Annotated in this window: 14 protein-coding genes and 3 pseudogenes; 9 read left to right on the top strand and 8 right to left on the bottom strand. The window is 68.9% G+C overall.

Annotation, left to right across the window (positions count from 1 at the left end; genetic code table 11):
* Position 1 precedes the first annotated feature (1 nt).
* From narH to FHD63_RS12545, 4 genes are read left to right on the top strand one after another with little or no spacing between them, the layout of a single operon-like run.
* A complete protein-coding gene (gene narH / locus FHD63_RS12560; protein ID WP_139722329.1) occupies positions 2–1,654 on the top strand; it encodes a nitrate reductase subunit beta in 1,653 nt (550 codons plus the stop codon).
* Positions 1,651–2,358, top strand: a complete 708-nt coding sequence (narJ, locus tag FHD63_RS12555) for a nitrate reductase molybdenum cofactor assembly chaperone (protein WP_139722328.1) — start codon at positions 1,651–1,653, stop codon at positions 2,356–2,358. The genes narH and narJ overlap by 4 nt, the downstream gene beginning before the upstream one ends.
* Positions 2,358–3,086: a respiratory nitrate reductase subunit gamma gene (narI, locus tag FHD63_RS12550; protein ID WP_139722327.1), complete on the top strand. Its 729-nt coding sequence runs from the start codon at positions 2,358–2,360 to the stop codon at positions 3,084–3,086. Before narJ ends, narI begins: the two co-directional genes overlap by 1 nt.
* Before the next feature lie 43 nt (positions 3,087–3,129).
* Positions 3,130–3,465, top strand: coding sequence for a cupin domain-containing protein (locus FHD63_RS12545; protein ID WP_139722326.1), 336 nt, complete (start codon positions 3,130–3,132; stop codon positions 3,463–3,465).
* Between the two features lie 615 nt (positions 3,466–4,080).
* Here FHD63_RS12545 and FHD63_RS12540 read toward each other — a convergent pair.
* The 3 genes and pseudogenes from FHD63_RS12540 to FHD63_RS12530 all read right to left on the bottom strand — a co-directional run bounded on the left by FHD63_RS12540 (position 4,081) and on the right by FHD63_RS12530 (position 8,198).
* A pseudogene (locus FHD63_RS12540) lies at positions 4,081–5,308 on the bottom strand (IS256 family transposase).
* A gap of 1,085 nt (positions 5,309–6,393) precedes the next feature.
* On the bottom strand, positions 6,394–7,110 hold the full coding sequence (locus tag FHD63_RS12535) for an ABC transporter ATP-binding protein (protein WP_139722325.1): 717 nt from the start codon (positions 7,108–7,110) through the stop codon (positions 6,394–6,396).
* Positions 7,107–8,198 (bottom strand): ABC transporter permease, encoded by a 1,092-nt coding sequence (locus tag FHD63_RS12530; protein ID WP_139723129.1) that lies wholly within the window; start codon positions 8,196–8,198, stop codon positions 7,107–7,109. The genes FHD63_RS12535 and FHD63_RS12530 overlap by 4 nt, the downstream gene beginning before the upstream one ends.
* Before the next feature lie 150 nt (positions 8,199–8,348).
* On the opposite strand from FHD63_RS12530, the gene FHD63_RS12525 reads away from it, so the two are divergent.
* From FHD63_RS12525 to FHD63_RS12510, 4 genes and pseudogenes are all read left to right on the top strand, one after another.
* Positions 8,349–9,545: a sensor histidine kinase gene (locus FHD63_RS12525; RefSeq protein ID WP_139722324.1), complete on the top strand. Its 1,197-nt coding sequence runs from the start codon at positions 8,349–8,351 to the stop codon at positions 9,543–9,545.
* Positions 9,542–10,162 (top strand): response regulator transcription factor, encoded by a 621-nt coding sequence (locus tag FHD63_RS12520; RefSeq protein WP_139722323.1) that lies wholly within the window; start codon positions 9,542–9,544, stop codon positions 10,160–10,162. Before FHD63_RS12525 ends, FHD63_RS12520 begins: the two co-directional genes overlap by 4 nt.
* Positions 10,163–10,233: 71 nt before the next feature.
* A pseudogene (locus FHD63_RS12515) lies at positions 10,234–11,531 on the top strand (IS256 family transposase).
* A gap of 230 nt (positions 11,532–11,761) precedes the next feature.
* Positions 11,762–11,965: an antitoxin gene (locus FHD63_RS12510; RefSeq protein WP_139722322.1), complete on the top strand. Its 204-nt coding sequence runs from the start codon at positions 11,762–11,764 to the stop codon at positions 11,963–11,965.
* 96 nt (positions 11,966–12,061) lie between these two features.
* Here FHD63_RS12510 and FHD63_RS12505 read toward each other — a convergent pair.
* The 5 genes and pseudogenes from FHD63_RS12505 to FHD63_RS12485 all read right to left on the bottom strand — a co-directional run.
* Positions 12,062–12,934: pseudogene (locus FHD63_RS12505) on the bottom strand (IS481 family transposase); the annotation flags it as partial.
* Between the two features lie 206 nt (positions 12,935–13,140).
* Positions 13,141–15,903, bottom strand: coding sequence for a multicopper oxidase domain-containing protein (locus FHD63_RS12500; protein WP_139722320.1), 2,763 nt, complete (start codon positions 15,901–15,903; stop codon positions 13,141–13,143).
* Positions 15,891–17,060: a hypothetical protein gene (locus FHD63_RS12495; RefSeq protein ID WP_174964941.1), complete on the bottom strand. Its 1,170-nt coding sequence runs from the start codon at positions 17,058–17,060 to the stop codon at positions 15,891–15,893. The genes FHD63_RS12500 and FHD63_RS12495 overlap by 13 nt, the downstream gene beginning before the upstream one ends.
* Complete coding sequence (locus tag FHD63_RS12490) at positions 17,057–17,497, bottom strand: hemerythrin domain-containing protein (protein WP_238705659.1); 441 nt, start codon at positions 17,495–17,497, stop codon at positions 17,057–17,059. Before FHD63_RS12490 ends, FHD63_RS12495 begins: the two co-directional genes overlap by 4 nt.
* 49 nt (positions 17,498–17,546) lie before the next feature.
* A complete protein-coding gene (locus FHD63_RS12485) occupies positions 17,547–17,858 on the bottom strand; it encodes a DUF2249 domain-containing protein (RefSeq protein WP_058889970.1) in 312 nt (103 codons plus the stop codon).
* A 161-nt stretch (positions 17,859–18,019) separates the two neighbouring features.
* Between FHD63_RS12485 and FHD63_RS12480 the strand changes: the two genes are divergently transcribed.
* Positions 18,020–19,351 (top strand): MFS transporter, encoded by a 1,332-nt coding sequence (locus FHD63_RS12480; RefSeq protein ID WP_238705658.1) that lies wholly within the window; start codon positions 18,020–18,022, stop codon positions 19,349–19,351.
* Positions 19,352–19,367: the final 16 nt, after the last annotated feature.

The raw sequence follows: 19,367 nt of genomic DNA, 5'->3' as shown, positions 1-19,367 counted from the left end.
CATGCGTGTCATGGCCCAGATGGCGATGGTGATGAACCTCGACAAGTGCATCGGCTGCCACACCTGCTCGGTGACGTGCAAGCAGGCGTGGACCAACAGGTCGGGGACGGAGTACATCTGGTTCAACAACGTCGAGACCCGCCCGGGCCTGGGCTATCCCCGGACGTACGAGGACCAGGAGAAGTGGAAGGGCGGTTGGGAGCTGAACAAGCGCGGCCGCATGAAACTCAAAGGTGGTGGCCGGTTCAAGAACCTGATGACCATCTTCTCCAACCCCAAGCTGCCCTCGATCGGTGAGTACTACGAGCCCTGGACGTACGACTACTCGACCCTGACCGATGCCCCGGCCCAGGAGCACACGCCGGTGGCACGCCCCAAGTCCCTGATCTCAGGGAAGAACATGAAGATCGAGTGGTCCGCCAACTGGGACGACGATCTCGGTGGCTCGACGGAGACCGCCCACCGCGACCCCATGCTGGCCAAGATCGCCGAGAAGGTGAAGTTCGAGTTCGAGCAGACCTTCATGTTCTACCTCCCTCGGATCTGCGAGCACTGCCTCAACCCCTCCTGCGCCGCCTCCTGTCCCAGCGGTGCGATCTACAAGAGAGAGGAGGACGGCATCGTCCTGGTCGACCAGGACCGGTGCCGCGGGTGGCGCAAATGTGTCTCCGGCTGTCCCTACAAGAAGATCTACTTCAACCACCGCACCGGCAAGGCCGAGAAGTGCACGTTCTGCTTCCCCCGCATCGAGGTAGGTCTGCCCACGGTCTGCGCCGAGACCTGCGTCGGCCGGCTCCGCTACATTGGCCTCGTCCTGTACGACGCTGACAAGGTGCTGCAGGCGGCGTCCACCGAGGACGACCAGGGCCTGTACGAGGCACAGCGCGACGTCTTCCTCGACCCGTTCGACCCCGCCGTCATCCGCGCGGCCGAGAAGGCCGGTATCGCCCGCGACTGGATCGACGCCGCACAACGCTCGCCCATCTACGCACTCATCAACACCTACAAGGTGGCCCTGCCCCTGCACCCGGAGTACCGCACCATGCCCATGGTCTGGTACATCCCGCCGCTGTCACCGGTCGTCGACGTGGTCGCGGACACAGGAGAGGACGCCGAGGACACCGCCAACCTCTTCGCCGCGATCGACGCGCTGCGGATCCCGGTCGAGTACCTGGCGGAGCTGTTCACGGCCGGGGACGTCGGACCGGTCGACGCGGTCCTCAAGAAGCTGGCCGCGATGCGGTGCTACATGCGCGACATCAACATGGGCCGGGACCCCGACGCATCCATCCCCGCCGCGGTCGGGATGGGGGAAGAAGAGATGTACGACATGTACCGGCTGCTCGCGATCGCCAAGTACGAGGAGCGCTACGTCATTCCACCCGCCCACACGGAGCAGGCGCACTCCCTCGAAGAGCTGTCCACGGAATGCTCCGTCTCCGAGTACGGCGGTGGGCAGCACGACCTCTTCGGCGAGGGGTCCGGCGTACCGACGCCCATCGCCGTCGAGAACTTCCAGATGCTCCAGGACAGACAGACCTCTGACTCCCTGTCCGGCCCCACCGACAAGAAGTCCCGCGTCAATCTCCTCAACTGGGACGGAAAGGGCTCCCCACCGGGGCTGTTCCCCCCGGCCAAGGAGACGGACGCATGAGCCGCCGACGGTCCGGGCCCACGCTGTCCCCGGATGAGCTGACCATCATCTGGCAGTCGGTGTCTTTGCTCCTGGACTACCCAGACGCGACGCTCCTAACCCGTGTCGACCTGATCAGACGCGCCGCGCTGGACCTGCCACCCGCTGCCGCGGACGACCTCCTGCGCTTCGTCGGGCACCTCGAGCGCACCCCGTTGTCCGTCCTGCAGGCCGACTACGTCGAGACGTTCGACAGTCGGAGACGCTGCAACCTCTTCCTCACCTACTTCGCACACGGCGACACCCGCAAACGCGGGTTGGCTCTCCTGCGCTTCAAGCAGACTTACCTGCGTTCCGGCGTCGAGCTGGACGAGACCGAGCTGCCCGACCACCTCTGCGTGGTCCTGGAGTTCGCAGCCACGATCGACCCCGACCGGGGACGGCAGCTGATGCTCGACCACCGCGCCGGGCTGGAGCTGCTGCGCCTCTCCCTCCGGGACATGTCCTCGCCCTGGGCCTCTCTCATCGACGCCGTCGCCTCCACCCTTCCGCCCCTGGACGGCGAGGAGCGGGACGCCGTCCGGCGGCTCGCGGCGGAAGGCCCTCCCGAGGAGGAGGTCGGCCTCGCTCCGTTCGCTCATCCTCGGTTCAGCCCGGGGGGCGACGCCACTTCCACGTCGGCGAGTATCCACCTACCCATGCCGTCGTTCCCGGGGGCCCGCTGATGGACATCTTCCTGTTCGTGATCTACCCCTACATCTGCATGACGGTGTTCGTCGTCGGACACGTCTGGAGGTACCACTACGACAAGTTCGGGTGGACCACCCGCTCGTCCCAGCTGTACGAGAACCGGCTCCTGCGTATCGGCAGCCCGCTGTTCCACTTCGGGATGCTGGGTGTCATCGGCGGTCATGTGGTCGGCCTCCTGATTCCGCAGTCGTGGACGGATGCGGTCGGAGTGAGTGCCCACGCGTACCACGTAGGTGCGGTCGTCGGAGGCCTCGCGGCAGGGTTGGCGACAACGGTCGGGATGGTGATCCTGATCTATCGACGGCGTACCGTCGGCCCGGTCTTCTCCGCGACGACCGTGATGGACAAGGTCATGTATGCCTTCCTGGCCGCAGCCATCTTCCTGGGCATGTGGAACACGGTCGCCGGCTCGATCCTGACCATCGGCGATGAGTACAACTACCGAGAAGGTGTGTCTGTATGGTTCCGCTCCTTCCTCGCCTTCCAACCCGACGCGCGCCTCATGTCCGAGGCCCCGTTGGGATTCCAGCTGCACGCGCTCGTCGCCTTCGCGCTGTTCGCCCTCTGGCCCTTCACCCGGCTGGTCCACGTCTTCAGCGCGCCCCTGGGGTACCTGACCCGGCCCTACATCGTCTATCGGAGCCGCGACGACCAGCAGCTCGGTAGCCACCAGAAACGGCGCGGCTGGGACCGTGTCGGCTGAGATACCGAACTGGCTCGTACGCCCCTCACCCCGAAGGAGAACGATGCACAAGCAATCGCTGACCGCGCTCGTCCGTCACCACCTGGAGGCAGCATCGATTGCTTCCAGCGGGCGGAGCGCGGACACCGTCTACGGCGGTCACCAGCACGTCCTGCGCCAGACCCTCGTCGCGCTGCGGGCGGGTTCGCGCCTGGATGAGCACGAGAACCCCGGCGAAGCCACCCTCCAGGTGCTGCACGGGCGAGTCACCCTCGTCTCGGGCGAGGACCGCTGGAACGGCTCGCCCGGCGACCTGCTCACCATCCCTGACGCGCGCCACGCACTCGAGGCGGTGGAGAGCTCCGTGGTCCTGCTCACCGTCGCGCTGACTCGCTCCTAGGCACCGGGCTGCAGGACAGTCTCTACCAGATAGTCCACGAACTCCTCCAGCTGCTCCCACAAGGGGCGGTGACCGGAGCTGTCGAGCACAACGAGGTCCTTCGTCAGTGCCTCCACGATGGCGTACCACTCCTCGAAGGGCCCACGGCACCCACGAAGTTCATAAGCGCACGAAGAACATCGGCACCTTGAAAGTCGTAGGGCTCTCCCAGAAGCGGGGTTCATGCACGATCGGGTGACGTTGATGATGAAGGGGTTCTCGTTGTCCGGCGCGTGTGACCCTGCGGGTGACTGACGTTCTTGCGGCATGTCTTGGAATCTGAGCGTCCACGGGTCGGGCGGCGTGGGCGTTCCTCCGATGCATGTCGGCCAGAGGCGAGCATGACTTCATATGAGCCTGGTCCGCACCATCAACGTCTTGTCTGCACGACTGACCGATGTGCCCATAGAAGAAGGGCACGGGTCCAGCATGACAACAGCAACGATGGCAGTCACGGTCCATTACGACTATCGCGAGGAGGGGTAGGCGAAGTCGTCGCCGGTTCGACACGCACGCTAACACGCGCCAGGTGACTGAGCCCCGCTGAGTGGTGGGCTTTGAGGTGATGCTCGTTGCCTACCGGTCGCCTTCTTGGAGGGCGACGGTTTCAGTATCGCTGGTGGGGTAGAGCTTGGCCATGGAGCCTTCGGAGAGGTAGCGGCGGTCGTCGACCTGCCACTCGTCGTGGGTGTCTGCCAGGACGGCGCCGATGAGGCGGATGACGGCGGCCTCGTTGGGGAAGATTCCGACGACGCGGGAGCGGCGTTTGATCTCCTTGTTGAGCCGCTCAAGGGGGTTGGTGGACCAGATCTTGCGCCAGTGCTCCCGTGGGAACACGGCGAAGGCGAGGACCTCGGCCTTGGCGGCGTCCATGAGCGGGGCGGTCTTGGGGTACCGGCCGGCGAGGTCGTCGCGGACCTTGTCCCACTGCCGGGCCATGGAGGCCAGGTCGGGCTGGGCGAAGATGGTCCGGAAGACCGCGGCGACCATCTCTGTCTCGGCCTTGGGTACGTGCGCGAGGACGTTGCGGATGAAGTGGACCCGGCAGCGTTGGTGGGCCGAGCCCTGGAACACCCGCCTCAGCGCGGCGACCAGGCCGGCGTGCTGGTCGGAGATCACCAGCTGCACACCGGACAGCCCACGCTTGCGCAAGCCGGTCAGGAACGCGCGCCAGAAGACCTCGTCCTCGCTGTCGCCGACGTCCAGGCCCAGGATCTCCCGGCGGCCGTGCTCGGTGACACCGGTCGCGATCACGACGGCCTTGGACACCACCATCGCGGCCTCGGTGCGCACGTGCAGGTAGGTCGCGTCGAGGTAGACGTAGGGGAAGCGGGCGTGGTCCAGGCGGCGGGTGCGGAACGCCCCCACGGACTCATCCAGGCCGGCGCAGATCCGCGACACCTCGGACTTGGAGATCCCGGTCCCGCCCAGGGCGACCACGAGGTCGTCGACCGAGCGGGTCGAGACACCGTGGACGTAGGCCTCCATCACCACCGCGTACAGCGCCTGGTCGATCCGCCGACGCGGTTCCAAGATGCTGGGGAAGAAGCTGCCCTGGCGCAGCTTAGGCAGCGCGACCGTGACGTCGCGCGCCCTTGGTCGTCAACAGCTTCGGGCGGGTCCCGTTGCGCTCGGTCACCCGCCCGGGCGTGCGTTCGTAGCGGGCGGCGCCGATGGCTTCGGTGGCCTCGGCCTCGATCAGCTCCTGCAGGACCATGCGCACGGACTCGCGCACCAGATCTACGCCGTCACCGGTGCGAAGTGCGTCCAGCAGGTCGGACACGGCAGACTGGGAAAGGGTCATCGGTGAGATCTCCTCTGGTGAGTACTTGGCGGTACACACCGAGCATCTCGCCGATGACCTCCCTACGTCAGGGAGCCACACCCACTCCCCAAACCCCACCACTCCGCGGGACTCTTACCGCCAGGTCGCGGTTGTGTCCTCGACGGGCGCCAGACTGGGTAACCTCGAAGTCCCGGCCACACCGGTCGGTTATCGACAGCTCATCGACTTCGTCGCGAGTCTTCGGCGCGGTACGGATGATCGGCGTCGAGGGCACCAGCGCCGGCCGACTGAGCCTTCGCGTCAGTACCGCTGGGCAGAGCGTGGGGCCCATCGGGCCAGACACCGGGAACCGCAAGGCATTATTGCGTCACTGTGGGCGGAATGAGTCGCCCAGGAACCGGCTGGCAGGCGTCCGCTCATCGCATGCGGGTAATGTCACGACCGCTTGCCCCATTTAGCGTCCGACTTCTCGATGTCGCCACGGCCGGTCGAGTGAACGGCGTGGGCACTGCGGAGGGGTGGAAGCCGACCTGGAGGCTCCAAGCGTGTAGGGCGTCACCACCGCAAGGGCTGTCCGCTTTGCCCCGCTTGTCGGGGGTGCGCGAGACTCTCGGCGCCTCACGTGGCCGGTCGCACGGTGGCCAAGACGGGCCATCCTTGATGCACGTATGCTGCACGAAACGGTCCAAACATCTCTGTTTCATGCTATATGTGCAGGTCAGCGCGCTGCGCTCGGTAGTCTTGTAAATGGGTGGTTGAGGGTTCGAGTCCCTTCGTCAGCTCTGAGATCGCTTGTGCCGCAAGCGATCTGGGCTCTACGGTCTGCACTTCAGTCTGCTGTTCGAAAAACAGGTGGGTCCGGCAGCCGGGCATCTCTGACCTGCGATTTCTTGACCCAGTACAGTGCGGGGGTGCTTGCTCCATTTGAGTTACTGATGCACGTATGCTGCACGCGCGACGGGGCGGGGGCAGGGGCCCGAGCCTGCAGTGGGGGACACCGCACAGTCTTTCAGCATCGCTCAGGTCGACATGCGGTTGTTACCGGTCCGTCCAGCGGTCCCCAACTTCCCAATATTCCTATTCTCGTTGCTCGGCCGTCCAGTTCAGCGTGTAAGCGCGCGCCCAGCGATTGGGGTAGTGATACGACCGTCGAGGACCGTGACGAGGTCATCCAGGGTGTCGCGGTGCGCGAGGTCGTGGGTGACGAGCAGGGTGGCGGTGTCGCGTTCGTGGGTGAGGCGGGAGATGAGTTCCATGATCTTCGCTCCGCGTTCTTGATCAAGAGCGCTGGTCGGCTCATCAACGAGGAGGACTTCGGGTTCGTGGACGAGGCCGCGGGCGATCGCGACCCGTTGCCGTTGCCCGCCGGAGAGCTGGTGCGTGCGCTTGCCTGCGTGCTCGGTGAGGCCGACAGCGTCGAGGAGTTCGTCGACTCGGGCGTCGATCTTCGCTCGCTTGTTCCGGCTGGTGCCGCCGCCGAGTCTGGCCATGACCTGCAACTGCTCGCGCGCCGTGAGCGCGGGCAGTAGGTTGGACTGCTGGAACACGATGCCGATGCGCTCACGGCGCAGTTGCGTGGCCTCGTGCTTCGAGAGCTGGGCGGCGTCGATCATGTCGCTGCCGTTGCCGATGAGAACTCCGCCAGAGTCGGGGCGGATAAGGGTCGCGGCGACGGCGAGGATGCTGGACTTGCCCGACCCGGAGGGGCCGGTGATGCCGGTGACGGTGCCGTTGTGCCCGCGGAGGGTGACGTTGTCTACGGCGGTGATGCGGTTCTCCCCGTCGGGGAAGGTGAGGGTGACGTTCTGTAGTTGGATCATCGGTTGCTCCCAAGGGCGGTGAGGGGGTCGGCTTTGGTGACGGAGCGCAGCGCGAACGCGGCTCCTGCGAGGCCGAGGACCGCCATCACGACGGCTGGGGCGAGAGTGGTGATCGGGCTCATGATGAACGGCAGCGCCTGCCCCGCGAGGGCGCCGAGCCCGATCACGGCGGCGAGGCCGACACCGATCCCGGCGACCAGAACGATAGACGCCTGGCCGAGTGAGTCGCGCACGAGCGACCCGGTGGTCGCACCGAGGGCTTTGAGCACGGCCATGTCACTGGCACGCTGCATCGTCCAGACCGTGAAGAACGCGCCTACGACGAGGGCGGAAATCCCGAACAGCATCGCGATCATCAGCCCGAGCGACCCGATCTCGGATCGGAACGCTTCCAGGGCGGTCAGGCTCGCCAGCGGTGTTTCGGCGACCGTGCCGGTTGCTGCACCTATGGCCTCCCAGTCTGCGTTGGCGGTGACGGCGAGCACCGTCGCTTCGCCTGTGCCGCCGACGCGCTTACTTGCCTCGCTCCACGCCTCTGGGGTCAAGGCGATGACCGGTGTGTGGCTGTACCAAAGATCATCGCCGACGACGCTGACGGTGAAATCAGTGCCGGTGATCGAGATCGTGTCACCAGTCTCGACGCCGAGATAATCGGCGGCCCCGGAGGAAACACCGACCTCGTCGTCGTGAACCGGGGCGAGGTCGAACAGGGGGTTCGACTGGGTATCGGGGGCATGCTGTGGCAGCCCGTAGAGGGCAACCCCGGTCGGGTCGTCGATGCGGCTGGCCGAGGCCCGCGATTGGACGATCCCGATCGGTGTCACCGACTCGATCCCGTCCGCCTGTTCCCATGCTGTGACTGTGTTCTCGTCAAGGGAAGAGGTTGCGTAGCTAGGGTCGCTGTTCTCGGGCTGCTGCAGCACGAGACGATCCCCGGGCAACTGCAGCACGGAGGAGATGTTCTGGGCGGCCAGACCCCCGGTGAGGCCGGAGAGGAAGCCGACGAGCAGGGTGATCAGGGCGACGACGGCCCCGATGAGGAGAAACCGGCCGCGGGCGAACCGCAACTCTCTCCACGCGACGAACACGATGATGCCTTTCCGCTCGCGCACTCTGCCCGAGCTACCCTTCAACCCTCCTTCGCGCAGGCAGGGCCGGGCATCGCCCAAACCGTGGGATTCACGGTCCAACTTTCGGTTGATGGCCGGGCAACACCGCTCGCATAGGCTTGGAGCGTCATGTCGCATTCGACCCTCGCCCCGGTGTTCACCGGTCTCCGGTTTGGCCTGCACGCCCTCCTGATCGGGCTCGCGGGCTTCACGGTGGTGCGCGCATACGTCGTCTCCTCGCCGGCTGCGACATGGACGCTGGTCATGGGGATGGCGTTCGTCGCGGTGTATCTCGCCGGTGCCTGGGCGGCGCGGACACAAGGCGATTCAGGAGTCTCCCGGCGCGGTGACGCCGTCGGCTGGATCGCCGCGCTCACGCTGTTGTGGGCGGTGCTGACGTGGCTGAGCCCCGAGGGGGCCTACCTCGTCTTCCCGCTGTTCTTCCTCTACCTTCACGTCCTGCCCGGACGTGGAGGGGTCGCGGCGATCGTGGCCACGACCGCGTTCGCGATCCTCGCCCTCGGCCTCCATCTCGGGTTCAGCGTCGGCGGGGTGATCGGCCCACTGGTGGGCGCCGGCGTCGCCCTACTGATCGGGCTCGCCTACCGTGCGCTTCGGCGTGAAGCCGAAGAGCGCGAACGGCTCGTTGCCGAACTGATCCGCACTCGGCAGCAACTCGCCCAGACCGAACGCGAACAGGGCGCACTGGCGGAGCGCGCCCGGCTCGCTCGTGAAATCCACGACACCGTCGCCCAGGGCCTGTCCTCGATCCAGATGCTGTTGCGTGCCGCTGAACGCGACACCCCCGAACCCGGTGCCGGGTACGTGCGACTCGCCCGTGAGACCGCGGCCGACAGCCTCGCGGACACGAGGCAGATCATCCGCGAGCTCACCCCGACCCGCCTCGGCGACGGACTGGCCCCCGCCCTGCACCGCCTCGGTCAGGAACAGTCCGACCGCGCGTCCATCCCAGTCGAGGTGAGTGCCGAGGAACTCGACCTGCCGATGGGAACCCAGATCGCGCTGCTGCGCATCTTTCAGGGCGCCCTCTCGAACACGATCCGCCACGCGAACGCCACCCGGATCACCGCCGAACTCACCCGAGACAACGCCACGGTATCGCTGGTGGTACGCGATGACGGCCGCGGCTTCGAGGTGTCCTCCGCGGTCGCCGACTCGCACGAGGCTGACTCCTTCGGGTTGCACGCCATGCGTGAGCGCCTCGAACAACTCGACGGCACCCTCACCATCGCCTCGGCCCCTCAACAGGGCACCACGGTCACCGCGCGACTGCCGCTTCTCACCGGAAGCGAGGCGGCATCGTGATCCGGATCGTGCTTGCCGATGACCACCCCGTCGTCCGCACGGGCTTGCGGGCGATGCTCTCAGGCGACCCCGACCTCGACGTGATCGGGGAAGCGGCAACCCCTGACGATGTCGTCGCCCTCGCGAGCGATCTGGTACCGGACGTGGTGCTCATGGACTTGCAGTTCGGCACCGACCAGACCGGGGCCGACGCGACCCGCCGCATTCGCGCACTCAACCATCCGCCTGCCGTGCTGGTGCTCACGAACTACGACACCGACAGCGACATCCTCGGCGCCGTCGAAGCCGGAGCCAGCGGCTACCTCCTCAAAGACGCCCCACTCGAGGAGCTCCTCGCTGCAATCCGCGCCGCAGCCGCAGGCGAGACCGCCCTCGCCCCCGCGATCGCGGGACGACTGCTCGCCCGAATGCGTTCCCCGCAACCCAACCTCAGCGCCCGTGAGACCGAAGTGCTGCGACTCGTCGCAGACGGCGCAACGAACAACGACATCGCGGCACGACTGCATATCAGCGACGCGACCGTGAAATCACACCTCGTGCACATCTACACCAAGCTCGGCGTCTCCTCCCGCACCGCCGCCGTCGCTTCTGCACGCGACTCCAGCCTACTGCGGTGAAGGCAGGGACTGTCCGCTGAATGGTGTTTCTGGCCTGACACGCCGGCACGGCTGGCGGGGAAGGTCATGCGATGACCGAGAAGATCACGAGCGTGAGCTCGATGCCCAAGAAGGTGAAGAAGACGGCCTCGCGCAGCGAGGCCGAGCAGGCCGCGGTCCGGGAGCTGGTCAAGGCCGCCCGGGCCCGCGGTGAGGACCTGACCGGCCCGGACGGGCTGCTCAAGTCGATCACCGCGATTGTCCTAAAGACCGCGCTGGAAGAGGAGCTGACCGAGCACCTCGGCCACGAGAAACATCAGGCACCCTCTGCGGACAGCGGCAACATCCGCAACGGCACCCGCCCCAAGACGGTGCTCACCGACGCCGCCGGGGAGGTGAGCATCGCGGTCCCGCGGGATCGGGCCGGCACGTTCGAGCCGGTCATCGCCCAAGTTGCGACAACGGCGCCTGTCGGACGTGGACGCCGTCGCGATCAGCCTGTTCGCGAAAGGGCTGACCACCGGCGAGATGAGCGCGCACTTCCATGAGGTGTATGGCGCATTTATCTACAAGGACACTGTCTCGAGGATCACCGACAAGGTCCTCGAGGAGATGGCCGCCTGGGCCAGCCGCCCGTTGCAGGGCGTGTACGCGGCCATCTTCATCGACGCGATCTACGTCAAGGTCCGTGACGGGCAGATCGGCAACCAACCCTTCTACGCCGCGATCGGCGTCGAATTGGGAGGGCGGCGTGACGTGCTCGGCCTGTGGGCCGGGCAGGGCGGCGGCGAGTCCGCGAAGTTCTGGATGAACGTGCTGGCGGACCTGAAGAACCGCGGCGTGCGGGATGTCTTCTTCATCGACTGCGACGGGCTCAAGGGACTACCCGACAGCGTGCACGCGGTGTTCCCGCAGGCCATCGTGCAGGCGTGCGTGATCCACCTCATCCGGGCCACCCTGCGGTACGCGAGCCGCAAGTACTGTGACCAGCTGGCCAAGGACTTGCGCCGCATCTACACCGCACCCTCGGTGGGGGCGGCGTGGGTGGCGTTCGAGGAGCTGGAGGAGAAATGGGGCAAGCCCTACCCCGCGATGCCGAAGATGTGGAGAGCGTCGTGGGAGGAGTTCATCCCCTTCCTGGCCTAGGACGTGCAGATCCGCCTTCTCCACCAACGCCATCGAGTCCTTGCACGCCAGGTACCGGCAGGCGGTCACCGTGCGCGGGCACATCCCGACCCAGCAGGCCGCCCTGAAGTGCCTCTACCTGGTCACCCGGGGGCTGGACCCCAAGGGCACCGGCCAGGCACGATGGACCATACGGTGGAAGCCCGCGCTCAACGCTTTCGCCGTCACCTTCGCCGACCGCATGCCGGCCGCGGAGAACCTCTGAGATGAACGCCAGAAACACCGTTCATCGGACAGACCCTCTCTGAACTGGCTGGCTCAGTGACGACCGTTTTCGAGCCGGGTACGTCGTGGTTGACTGCTCGGACATGTCGCGTGGGTGGTGGCCGCGACGGCGTGGTGCTTGGTGTCGACAGTGGTGTCGCGGTGTGTTTGTATGGGCAGAACGGGCACCTCGGCTGGGGTGCCGGACCCGATGGGAAGGAGAGTCACGTCATGGGGTTCATGGACAAGGCCAAGGACATGGCCGGCGAGCACGATGAGAAGGTCGACCAGGGGGTGGAGAAGGGCGGTGACTTCGTCGACGACAAGACCGGGGGGCAGCACTCCGAGCAGGTCGACAAGGCGCAGGCGTTCGCCAACGACCGGGCCGACCAGTTCGGCGACGTCGAGGGCAAGGACGACGACAAGAAGGCCTGAGCCGCCCACGAACCGTGAAGCCCCCGTCCGTCTTGTCCGGGTGGGGGCTTCACACTTGCTAGGCGCGTAGACAACGCAGCGCTACACCACTACCCGGGGCTTGACCGCTGCGCGCTCGGTCTCGCTGGTGTACGGGCGGGCGTAGGCCCACTCCTCGAGCATGGTGCGATTGAACCGCTCGACCTTGCCGTTGGTCTGCGGCCGGTAGGGGCGGGTCCGCTTGTGCGCGATGTCCTCGCCCAGGGCCGCGGCGAAGGCGCGTGAGCGGTAGCAGGCCCCGTTGTCGGTCAGCACCCGGGTCACGGTGATCCCGGCAGTGGCGAAGTAGGCGTGGGCGCGAGCCCAGAACCCGGCGGCGGTCTCCTTCCGTTCGTCGGTGAGCAACTCGCTATAGGCCAGGCGCGTGTGGTCGTCCACGGCGTTGTGGATGAACCAGTACCCCATCCCGCGGCGGCGGTCCCTCTTGCCCTGGGCCCGGCCCAGCACCTTGTGCCCACCGCCCTCGGGGATGCGGCCCAGCTTCTTGACATCGACGTGGACCAGGTCACCGGGCGCGGGATGCTCGTAGCGGCGGATCTTGCGCCGCTGCGCGCGGACAGGGGCGCCGGTGGCTGGGTCGGTCCAGGACAGTCGCAGGCACCGGTAGCGGGTCAGGATCTTGTGCACGGTCGAGGGGTGCATGCCCAGGTGGTAGGCGATCCGGGCCGGTCCCCATCGGCGGGACACCCGCAGTCCGAGCACGCGCCGCTCCCGCCGTTGTGGTGTGCGGTGCGGGCAGCTGGCCGGCCGGCTGGAGCGGTCCACCATCCCCGCTGGGCCCTCGGTGCGGTACCGGCTGGCCCACCGCCTGGCCGTGGTGATCGAGACGTTGAACCGCTCGGCCGCGCGCGCCGGGGTCCAACCGTCGTCGACGACGCACCGAGCCAGTCGCAGGCGGCCGGTCGGGGACAACGAGGCGTTAGCGTGGGACTGAAGACCTCCGGCGTGAGGGGTGTGTTCCTAGACAGCCCCACACCTCACTCGGAGGTCTTCCTCATGTCACGTCGACACCCCGGTCCCGTACCCAACCTCCGTGGTCAGTACAGCTAGGCCCAGGTGCTGAGCTGCCCTCAGCCACGAACGGACACCGGGGTGGGCTCGGCTTGCGCAGCGATCACCCCGGCGACGGTGGGTGTTCACTCGTCGGTCCGCGCAGTGACCCGTATGACCCCGTGGGCGCCGCGCTCGGCGTCGGCCATGGCGTGGGAGACGAACGGGTAGGACCCCGCCTCGGGGAAGGTCAGCTCGACGAAGCCGCCCTGGGCGGCCATGAGGCCCAGGGTCTGTGCCCCTGCGTCCTCGGTCGGACCTTCGGGGCTCCCGAGACGCCAGGCCCCTTCGGCGTAGACGGTGTCGAACTGGCCGCCGACGACGTGGAAGGACGTCGAACGGTTCGGGCCAGCGTCCAGCACCCAGAGCCGCACGCGGTCTCCGACCACGGCGTCGAGAACGTGCTCGTCGTACTGGTTGGCGATGCCGTTGAAGGTGACGAAGCTTGGCCGGTCCGACGCGGCTGCCACGGCGTCGACCTCCGCCGCGGGCGCGCCGTCCTGGACAGTGGCGGGGGAGAGGTGCACCTCGGACTGGACGAGCAGGTACTCCCGGTCCACCGGTGGCAGGCCCTCGGGTGGGTCGATGATGACGGCGCCGTGCATGCCGGCCGAGATGTGGCTGGTCATGGGCATGGTCGAGCAGTGGTACATCCAGATCCCGGCCCGCTGTGCGGTGAAGTTATAGACCAGCGACTCCCCGGGTGGGATGGTGCGCATCGGCTCGTCAGGGGCCAAGGCCCCGGCGTGGAAGTCGATCGAGTGGCCCATCGTCCCGTCGTTGACCAGGGTAACCTCGAAGACGTCCCCCACCTTGCCGCGCAGCGTCGGACCCGGGACCCGACCGTTGAAGGTCCAGCGGAGCTGGGTGATGCCGGGGGCGACCTCGAGCTCCTCCTCGGTCGCCCTGAGGGTGAGTTGGTGCGTGGTGCCCGCCTTCGTCGTCACCGGCGGCAGAGCTGGGTCGACCGGGTCCGTCACCGGGGTCTGCGGGTCGAGGTGCATCGAGGCTGGGCCGTCGGTGTCGTTTCCCTCGGTGTCGTGGCCGGTGTGGTCCTCAGCGGCGACGGACACCTGGTCGTCCCCGGTCACCACGACGTCCAGGACCATCCCCATCTGCCGGTGGCCCACGATCGTGCACCAGCCCTGCGCCGGCTCACCGACGACACCCAGGTCGAGCGTGGCGGACTCGCCGGGGGACAGGCGGGGCGTGCGCTGGCCGAGGACCTGCAGGTCGTGCACGGTGGTCGGGTCGGTGTTGGTCAGCTCGACGACCAGACGATCACCGCGGGTCACCTCGATACGGGCGGGCTGGAAGCGCATGTCGACGGCGGCCACCTGGACGGTGGTGGTGGCGCCGGTGGGGGCGACCGCGACCGCCCGACCGGTCGACGTGCCCCCCGCCAGACCGGCTGCGGCAGGGTCGAGCGCGACGCCGACAGACACGGCCAGCACGAGCGCGGACACCGCAGCCACCAGCTGCCCGCCGGACCAGACTGACGGCATGCGGTCGGGCTCGCCGGCGGGGGCCCTCGGCGTGGGGGCCGCCCCGGCCGGGCGTTCTCCCCGGGCGCGGGCCGTCTCCACTTCTTTCTTCGCGCGCACCGCGGCGCGGATCCCGGCGAGCATCAGCGGGATGAAGGCGGCAAGGGCGAGTAGGACGAGCACGGACAGGATCACGCGCACGATGCTCGGGACGGGCAGCAGGCACAGGAGCAGGCCGGCGTTGACGACGACGAGCCGCGCGGTGCCCCATCGGTCGAACCACGCCTGCCCGGCGCGCACGACGGTCTTGCCGCCGCCGAGCACCGACGGGACCAGGTAGGACAGCGCTCCCTGCAGCAGCTGGGCGGCGAACCCGACGACGAGGATCGCGGTGGTGGGGCCGAAGCCGTCGGTGAACTCGGCCCATGTCTGCGTGGTCGAGAGCCGCACGAGGACGACCACGATGCCGGCCAGCCACCAGCCCAGCGACAGACCGACCGAGGCCGGGGCGAACTCGCGCGGGCGGGCGGTTCGAGCCGGCGCGAGGACCGCGGAGGCCCACCACGCCAGCGCCAGGGCGTACAGGCTCAGCGCGGCGACGGTGACCCACCGCAGGTCAGCCAGGGCACCGGCCACGAGCAGCGCGATCGCGCCGGCGAGTCCGGGCAGGGCCTGGTGCGCGCGCCGTTCCGCCTCGGGTCCGATGGGGGTGCGCAGCATCGTGGGCCACAGGGTGAGCAGGGTGCCGGTGACGGTGAGCCCGACCCAGCCGAGGACGTTGACGGTGATGTGCGCCAGCAGGAGGCGGCCGTGCGTCGTGTCGTCGAGACCCAGCGCGAGGGTGGCGCCCAGGGCGACGCCGACCGGCAGGCAGACGGCCGCGGCCAGGTAGTACCGCACGGTCACCCGGAACCGGCCCGGTAGCGCCGAGCGCAGTCGGCGGGAGAGTTGAACGCCGTGCCAGACGACGGCGGCGGTGACCATCGCGGCGCCCGTCGCGGTGACCCACCACTGGACCGTGGGCACGCCGACCAGGGTGGTCGTGGTGCCGACCAGGAGCAGGACCAGGCGGTGGTTCTGTCGGCGACGGTCGTCCAGGCCGGGTGCGGTCTTCAGCAGCGCCTGGCTGAAGTGGGTGCTCCACACCATGATCGAGTGCGTCAGGGCGCCGAGCAGCACCAGGTGCACCATGAGCCACCGGGAGCCGGGCACGAAGGGGTGCACCAGGGTCGTGATCACCGCGAGCACCATCCAGAGCACGCCGGGGTAGTCGCGCAGCGGCCACCTGCCCCGTGCGCCGCCCGGACGGGCGGGACCGGTCGGTCGCGGGGCGTCGGGGACGGCAGGGCTGGTCAGGGCAGGCATGCGGGCTCGTGTTCCTCGGTCGTTGGGGTGGGGGAGCGGTGGCGGGTATGGCGGGTGCGTGCGGCTCGGTGGCGCCGTGCGCCGGCCGAGGTGATGGCCGACACCGTGACGAAGAGCAGGACGGCTGCGACGTTGCCGATGAGCGCGGCGTGCCAGCCGGCCGTGGTGCCGGCGGCCACCGTGAGGACGCGGCCCAGCAGCGTGACGTGCAGCAGGACCAGCGGGCCCCACATCACGGCGGTGTAGGGCAGGCGCACCCGGAGCACCGCGGGCAGGATCACCGGGGCGTGGGCCAGGATCATCGACATCGCGAAGCCGAGGAAGGTGGCGTGGACCACGATGTCGTAGCCGGCGGGGGAGACGGCCGGCGACCCCAGCAGCACCAGGCCCAGGCCGGCGACGGCCAGCCAGGCGTAGCCCGCCAGGAGCGCGGCGGCGGCGAAGCGCGGCAGGCCGCTCGTGCGCACCAGCCGGCGGGCGACGTCGTGCCGCACGAGCCAGGCCGTCAGGAGCAGCAGCGACACGCCCAGCAGGCGCCCGCCCGGCACCGGCCACAGCAGGGCCGCCAGGGCGGCGCCGGTCAGGCCGGCGGCGTGGGTGGTGAGGGTGCGCCGGGAGCCGTCGGGCATCGCCAGCCGGGCCAGCTCGACGCGCTCGGCCCCGATGGTCAGCACGACGAAGCCGACGAGCAGCGGCACCACGGTCGCGACCTCGACGCGGGTGAGCAGCAGCGCGGCCGCGGCGGCGAGCACCGCGCCGAGGGCCTGGACGGCCACGAGCAGGTCGCCGTTGCGCCGCCACAGCGCGAGGTAGACCACGACGAGCAGCAGCATGCCCTGCACGAGCAGCAGGCGCCCGAGCAGCGGCTGGGCCAGCACCACCAGGGCGAGGGCCCCGGCCCCGAGCAGGGCGGGGGCGAGCAGGGACCAGGTCGTGCGCAGCGCCACGGCACGCTCGAGGGCGATGACGGTGCCCAGGAAGCCCAGCACCATGAGCGGCCCGTGCAGGACCGCGAGCCGCGCGCTGCCCACGGGGGCGGGCAGGCCGGCCAGGGTGAGCGCGGCGTCGAGGCCGGCCAGCAGGGCCAGCCCGCCGCCGACGATGAGCAGCGGGGCCCAGCGCGGACTGCGGCCGGCGGGGCCCGCGCTGCTGCTCATCCTCGGCCCGGTGCCTGTCCTGGGGCCCCGGACGCGGGTGCCAGGGCCGGTGTCACCTCGTCCACCTCAGCCCAGTCGGGAGAGTCCAGCGCGATCGCCGCAGCGGGGAACAGGCCGTTGTCCTCCCTGTCGATGTGGTGACGCAGGTCGTGCAGGAAGGTGTCGACGAGCACGGGGTCGACGTCCGCGCCGGCCCGCCGGATCGCCTCGAGCTGGGCATCGAGCGTGGTGTGCTCCGAGCAGAGGCTGTCGATGTGGTCGGTGAACTGCTCCTGGCGGCGCAGTACGGCGAACAGCCCGGTCTCCTCGTCGCGGGTGTGCGGGTGTAGCAGCGCCTCGACCCGGTCGACGGCCGCCACGACCTGCGGGGTACTGCCGCCCTCGCAGGCCCGACGCAGCTCACCGGAGGCGTTGATGATGTCGGTGTGCTCGGCCATGAACCGGCCGATGACCCCGATAGACTCGCAGCCGCAGTAGGTGCACATCTCAGGCGGAGCGGGTGAAGCGCAGGGTCCAGGCCTCGGGGCCGCGGACTCGGTAGTCCCAGGTGATGGCCTCGCCCTCGCGGTCGGTGATCTGGGCGAGCAGCGGCAGCGGGTCGTGCGGGGCGACCAGGTCCATCTGCTGGCCCGGGCGCAGGCCGGAGAGCGCGCCGAAGATCGTCGCGTGCCGGATCGCGTGGGGGATCTCGCGGGCGTCGAGCGCGGGCACGCCCTCGTCGGTGCAGCCGCAGGCGCAGCCGCTGCGGTCGGAGAGGGGCAGCGCGGTGGTGCCGGCGGGGGCGGTGGAGTCGCTCATGAGGAGTCCTTCGCGGGTCGGGAGGAGTTTGACGGACAGATCCAATATAAACTAAACAACGGAGTCCGTCGTCCACTATGCTCCGTAGTGTCCGCTCTCGACGGACCCGGCACCATCCCTGCCCCAGTCCTGCACCGACCGACGCCGAAAGAGAACTGTTGATGACCGACTCCCCGAGCCGCGACGTCGGCACGCCCGCTCCCGACCTCGGCGCTCCTGCGGCCGCCCCCGCCGGGGCCGGCGCGACCGCCGCGACGGGTGAGCCCGACCCCCGCACCGCGCGCACGATGCTGCTGATGGCCACGCTCGGCTTCGCCATCTGCTTCTGGGCCTGGGCCCTGCTCTCCCCGCTGGCGGTCACCCTGCGCGAGGAGCTGGGCCTGACCTCGCTGCAGCAGTCGCTGGTCGTCGCCACGCCGGTGATCGTCGGCTCCCTGGGCCGGATCCCGGCCGGCGCGCTCACCGACCGCCTCGGCGCCAAGGTGATGTTCCCGGCCGTCGCGGTCCTGACCATCCTGCCGGTGCTCTTCCTCGGCTTCTTCGGCGACAACCTCGCCGCCCTCCTGATCGGTGGCTTCTTCCTGGGCATCGGCGGCACCTCCTTCGCGGTCGGTGTGCCCTTCGTCAACGCCTGGCACCCCCCGGCCCGGCGCGGCGCGGCGCTCGGCATCTTCGGCATGGGCACCGGTGGCACCGCGGTCGCGGCGTTCACCACCCTCCAGCTGGCCAACGCCTTCGGCCGCCCCGCCCCCTTCGTGCTGGTCGCGGTGCTCCTCGCCGGGTATGCCGTGCTGGCCTGGTTCGTCCTGCGCGTGCCCCCGGGCCGCGCCGGGGGTGCCCGCGGCGGCAACTGGCTGTCCGCGGCCCTGCACACGCTGGCCCAGCCGGTGGCCCTGAAGCTGGCGATGCTCTACGCCATCGCCTTCGGCGGTTTCGTGGCGTTCAGCGTCTACCTGCCGACCTACCTGGTCAACAACTTCGGCATGGACAAGGGCGACGGGGCCCTGCGGATGGCCGGCTTCGTCGTCGTCTCCGTCGTCGCCCGGCCCGTCGGTGGCTGGCTGTGCGACCGCTACTCCAAGACCCTCGTGCTGGCCTCCCTGCTCATCGTCACCGGGCTCTTCGCGCTGCTCGCCGCCCTCGTCGGTGCGGGCACCACGGTCATCGTCGGGGACAACACCTACCCGGTGGCCCTCGAGCCGGTCGGCACCGTGGCCTTCCTCGGGATGGCTGCCGGGCTCGGTGCGGGAGCCGGTGCCGTCTTCGCGCTGGTCGCCGCGCTCGTCGAGCCGGCCCGGGTCGGCGCGGTGACCGGTGTCGTCGGCGCGGCCGGCGGGCTGGGCGGGTTCGTCCCCCCGCTGCTGATGGGCGCGATCTACGGTGCCTTCGGCAGCTACACCCTCGGTCTGCTGCTCCTGGCCGTCGTGGCCGTGGGGGGTGGCCTGTTCACCCTGGTGGGCTTCCGCAAGGAGCTCGCCGCCACCACCCAGTAACGTGACCGGCTCATCG

Source organism: Serinicoccus chungangensis (assembly GCF_006337125.1).
Lineage (GTDB): Bacteria > Actinomycetota > Actinomycetes > Actinomycetales > Dermatophilaceae > Ornithinicoccus > Ornithinicoccus chungangensis.
The sequence above is the reverse complement of the archived record's forward strand: the minus strand, read 5'-3'. Positions and strand labels throughout refer to the sequence as shown.

Excerpts from the sequence above, each read along its gene's own strand:
- narH (WP_139722329.1), top strand. The coding sequence starts at position 2 with ATGCGTGTCATGGCCCAGATGGCGATGGTGATGAACCTCGACAAGTGC.
- narJ (WP_139722328.1), top strand. The coding sequence starts at position 1,651 with ATGAGCCGCCGACGGTCCGGGCCCACGCTGTCCCCGGATGAGCTGACC.
- narI (WP_139722327.1), top strand. The coding sequence starts at position 2,358 with ATGGACATCTTCCTGTTCGTGATCTACCCCTACATCTGCATGACGGTG.
- FHD63_RS12545 (WP_139722326.1), top strand. The coding sequence starts at position 3,130 with ATGCACAAGCAATCGCTGACCGCGCTCGTCCGTCACCACCTGGAGGCA.
- FHD63_RS12535 (WP_139722325.1), bottom strand. The coding sequence starts at position 7,110 with ATGATCCAACTACAGAACGTCACCCTCACCTTCCCCGACGGGGAGAAC.
- FHD63_RS12525 (WP_139722324.1), top strand. The coding sequence starts at position 8,349 with ATGTCGCATTCGACCCTCGCCCCGGTGTTCACCGGTCTCCGGTTTGGC.
- FHD63_RS12510 (WP_139722322.1), top strand. The coding sequence starts at position 11,762 with ATGGGGTTCATGGACAAGGCCAAGGACATGGCCGGCGAGCACGATGAG.
- FHD63_RS12500 (WP_139722320.1), bottom strand. The coding sequence starts at position 15,903 with ATGCCTGCCCTGACCAGCCCTGCCGTCCCCGACGCCCCGCGACCGACC.
- FHD63_RS12495 (WP_174964941.1), bottom strand. The coding sequence starts at position 17,060 with ATGAGCAGCAGCGCGGGCCCCGCCGGCCGCAGTCCGCGCTGGGCCCCG.
- FHD63_RS12490 (WP_238705659.1), bottom strand. The coding sequence starts at position 17,497 with ATGGCCGAGCACACCGACATCATCAACGCCTCCGGTGAGCTGCGTCGG.
- FHD63_RS12485 (WP_058889970.1), bottom strand. The coding sequence starts at position 17,858 with ATGAGCGACTCCACCGCCCCCGCCGGCACCACCGCGCTGCCCCTCTCC.
- FHD63_RS12480 (WP_238705658.1), top strand. The coding sequence starts at position 18,020 with ATGACCGACTCCCCGAGCCGCGACGTCGGCACGCCCGCTCCCGACCTC.